The sequence below is a fragment of the Pantoea stewartii subsp. stewartii genome (assembly GCF_008801695.1).
Taxonomy (GTDB): Bacteria; Pseudomonadota; Gammaproteobacteria; order Enterobacterales; family Enterobacteriaceae; genus Pantoea; species Pantoea stewartii.
The window spans coordinates 1-3,094 of record NZ_VZPF01000160.1; the positions used below are offsets into that span (position 1 = coordinate 1).

Annotated in this window: 7 protein-coding genes and 2 pseudogenes; 2 read left to right on the forward strand and 7 right to left on the reverse strand. The window is 49.8% G+C overall.

All coding sequences use genetic code 11. The features are described from left to right. Positions 1-149, forward strand: a pseudogene (locus F7Q90_RS25045) (IS630 family transposase); the annotation flags it as partial. 23 nt (positions 150-172) lie between these two features. On the opposite strand, the pseudogene F7Q90_RS25050 reads toward F7Q90_RS25045, so the two are convergent. The 7 genes and pseudogenes from F7Q90_RS25050 to F7Q90_RS25080 all read right to left on the reverse strand — a co-directional run. Beyond that, a pseudogene (locus F7Q90_RS25050) lies at positions 173-451 on the reverse strand (DNA primase family protein); the annotation flags it as partial. Next, a complete protein-coding gene (locus tag F7Q90_RS27695) occupies positions 448-708 on the reverse strand; it encodes a DUF4222 domain-containing protein (protein WP_151161130.1) in 261 nt (86 codons plus the stop codon). The gene F7Q90_RS27695 and the pseudogene F7Q90_RS25050, both read right to left, overlap by 4 nt. 55 nt (positions 709-763) lie before the next feature. Next, complete coding sequence (locus F7Q90_RS25060) at positions 764-970, reverse strand: hypothetical protein (RefSeq protein ID WP_151161132.1); 207 nt, start codon at positions 968-970, stop codon at positions 764-766. Then, positions 963-1,190, reverse strand: coding sequence for a hypothetical protein (locus F7Q90_RS25065; protein WP_151161134.1), 228 nt, complete (start codon positions 1,188-1,190; stop codon positions 963-965). The genes F7Q90_RS25060 and F7Q90_RS25065 overlap by 8 nt, the downstream gene beginning before the upstream one ends. Next, positions 1,183-1,383, reverse strand: coding sequence for a hypothetical protein (locus tag F7Q90_RS25070; RefSeq protein ID WP_151161136.1), 201 nt, complete (start codon positions 1,381-1,383; stop codon positions 1,183-1,185). Before F7Q90_RS25070 ends, F7Q90_RS25065 begins: the two co-directional genes overlap by 8 nt. Then, positions 1,376-2,254, reverse strand: a complete 879-nt coding sequence (locus tag F7Q90_RS25075; protein ID WP_151161140.1) for a site-specific integrase — start codon at positions 2,252-2,254, stop codon at positions 1,376-1,378. Before F7Q90_RS25075 ends, F7Q90_RS25070 begins: the two co-directional genes overlap by 8 nt. Further along, positions 2,247-2,495 (reverse strand): host cell division inhibitor Icd-like protein, encoded by a 249-nt coding sequence (locus F7Q90_RS25080; RefSeq protein ID WP_151161142.1) that lies wholly within the window; start codon positions 2,493-2,495, stop codon positions 2,247-2,249. The genes F7Q90_RS25075 and F7Q90_RS25080 overlap by 8 nt, the downstream gene beginning before the upstream one ends. Before the next feature lie 138 nt (positions 2,496-2,633). On the opposite strand from F7Q90_RS25080, the gene F7Q90_RS25085 reads away from it, so the two are divergent. Next, complete coding sequence (locus F7Q90_RS25085) at positions 2,634-2,816, forward strand: DUF3950 domain-containing protein (protein WP_151161138.1); 183 nt, start codon at positions 2,634-2,636, stop codon at positions 2,814-2,816. Positions 2,817-3,094: the final 278 nt, after the last annotated feature.

Sequence of the window (3,094 nt, forward strand, 5' to 3'; positions counted from 1 at the left end):
ATGTCGAACGGTTGTGGCAGGCGCTTCATGAGACAATAACCCGAAATCACCAGTGCAGTTCAATGTGGCAACTGTTGAAAAAGGTCCATCACTTTATGAATACCGTCAGCCCATTCCCCGGGGGAAAACATGGGCTGGCTAAAGTGTAGCGGTATTAGGATCAGTTATTTAGCGCCAGCTTCTCACCGATGGTATTAATCTGTATCGCTTCAATATCACCCGCAAGATAGACGCGAGCAACACGCCGCCCTTTATCAATAATGCGGATATTCGTTAGCTCTGCCAGTTGTTTTGGCCCGATATAAATCGGCGGTGTTGTATCACCCGCTATCTTTTTGCCGTAATCCTCCTCCCAGGCTTTAGCATGAACACAAGCATCCTTCCCGGCGAAAATAACAGCCTCGGTAAATTTATCCTTTGGAAGGTGTTTCAGGTTTGGAGCATTTTTCATTTTCGGTACATCCTTTCCTGAATAATCTCACGCAGCACCCGGATCTTTTCATCGCCGTCAGCCGCGCTCATAAACCGGGCCACATCGCTTTCGTTCACTTTTCCCTTCATGTATTCAAAATCACGCACAAAGTTAGCTGGTGAAAGAGTGCAGATTGCGTCATATCCGATACGGCGAAATTCCACGCGTAACTGAGAGGCCGCCAAAATAATAATTTGGGAACCACGGCGATCTTTCCAAATATCACCGGGTCTGATTTCAGGCTGAGTTTGCCCGCTGGCAGTTAAGCCAGAATTTTTCTCACCATAATATTTAGCCCTGTGCTGCCGGTGGAATTACCTGATAACCGGCTGTGATAGCGGCATCAATAAAACTATCCAGTGAACCGAAAAACTCACCACTTTTTAGCGGGAAATTACCTGTTACAGCCCCGTGATTCATCTGAACAACCACAAAACCACTGAAATTGGGTTTCACGTTGAGACTTACCGGGATAGCGCCCGTTTTCTGCTTATTCATGGCTATGCTCCCCGGCTGTGACCTGCTCAATCTCATGCGTAAGGGTCAGTGTTTTATTTGCCAGATCCAGCAGCAGAGAAACCAGAGTTTCGGCTTTCGAACCGCTGTCCTTCTCCGTAAATTCGTTTTGCCACATACCCAGAACGGTATTCATCTTCTGCACCGTCTGGACTGCTTCAAATGCCAGGTTATTGAGTTGGGTCGCGTCGGAGTTATGCATGGGCCACCTCCTGCCGGGCTTCTTCTTCCCCCAGAAAACCGCCAACCTCGCCCACCAACTTCCGTAACATTACGATCAGCGCGTCAACTTCACTATCTTCCATGTGTACAGCCTGCTTATCCTGCATCAGAGCAAGAATAACCTCGGCCTGGTATGCCTTTTTAACAGCCTGTGAGAGTGTAATTTCATGCATGGCACACCTCCATCGCCATACGGGATTGAATGGCCGTAGCTTTACTACCCAACTGGAGATAAGTTCGAGTGATTGCCGGGTTACTGTGGCCCAGCAGTTCAGAAGCGATAAGCAATCCTTGATCACCACCGGCGGCCATGACGTTAAAGGCAGCTATCTTGCGCGTGCTGTATGCGCTCAGGCGCAATTTGGTGTTAATGACGCGGGTAAACCATTGCACCACGCCGTGTAGTTTCTTCCAGATAGTCTGGCGGGTAACAGATCCGTTCAGAGTAGAACATCGGTTACTTTCGATTTGAGAACGGGAAAAAACCAGATCATCATCAATCAGATTACGCTCAAGGCGGTCACGCAGACGGTTAATCACGCCCGGAGGTAGCTGTTTGGTATCGTGCTTCACTTCGGCGCGGGATACCAGGTCAAACACAATCGCCTGTTCCGCTTCGGTCATATCAGCAGCCAGCGCGTCACAGGAAGCGCTATCCCACTGCATGTAGGCTATGTGGTCGCCAGCAATGCGGGCGGCATCCTTGCGCTGTCGGCGCACAATTTCAATGCCTTTGCGGGTTGCCCTCGCTTCGGCGGCTTTGGTCTGCTTCGCCACAACGATAGTGCATTGCCCGGTTTCCCAGTTGATACATGAGTAACGCAGGTTGCACACGTCGCTGGTACGCCAGCCAGTGACTACGGAAATATCCCACCATAGCAGCACCCAATCCGGCTGTGTCTGCTGGATGCGTTCGCGCAGCTTGCGCTGTTCGTCGCGGTCGTAGACGGGCTGCATAGTGCGACTGCCTTTGGTGGAAATAGCATTTACTACGTTCCCGCGAACCTCGCGGGCTTTGGCCGTCAGCGTCTGAAGGTTAAACATGGCGCACCTCCATACGGGAAACATCCAGTTCAAAAGCGCCGTTGCTGTACTGGTAAAGCGAACATTCAGAGCGGATTTTTGCAGCAAAGACCAAATCCCAGCGGGAATACCATGTACGCGCTTCTTCTTCGGTATCAGCGGGAACGCGAATAACAACGGGCGTACAGGTCTGGCCTTTTGGGGTTCCGAGGAAAAACCATGTGAATTTTGGGTGAGTTTGGGTAGACTGTGCGTCAGCCATAATGTTAGCTCCGATAACGTTGTGGTCAGAGGCCCGGTTAGTGTTCCACCACTGCCGGGCTTCGCTGTATTTAATGGTTGCGTAAAATCGATTCGGTACGTACCATTTGTGTTTAGTTTATAATATCGGTACGTACCAATGCAAGATAAAAATACCAAGCACGCTTTTGATCGTTCAGGCAGTACGAAAAAGAACATTCGTTTCGAAGATGAACTACTTGAGCAAATAAATATTGCTGCGGGACAGGGCCAATTTAGCTCTTGGGTGAAAGATGCTTGTCGGCAAAGATTGCAACGTGAGGGCATCGAGCCAAAAGGCTGATTTTGACCGCCACCAGCCAGCCTGGTACTATATTCAGCAGAACCACAAACACAGTGATTCTCAGTAATACGTTCATAGAAGCGCTCCGGGCATGGGGCGCTTTTTTTATGGGAACTATCCGCTAAATAACTGCTCGGAATAGTAGATCACTTGTAAGCGTCACATTTAAACCGTCTGTGCAGCGGGCTCCGGTTCCGGGAAAATAGTGTCCATCATTTTTTAATGGACACTATCGCGTGAAACACCGGACATGGCTCCTTGAGGCGCTTCGCCTCCAT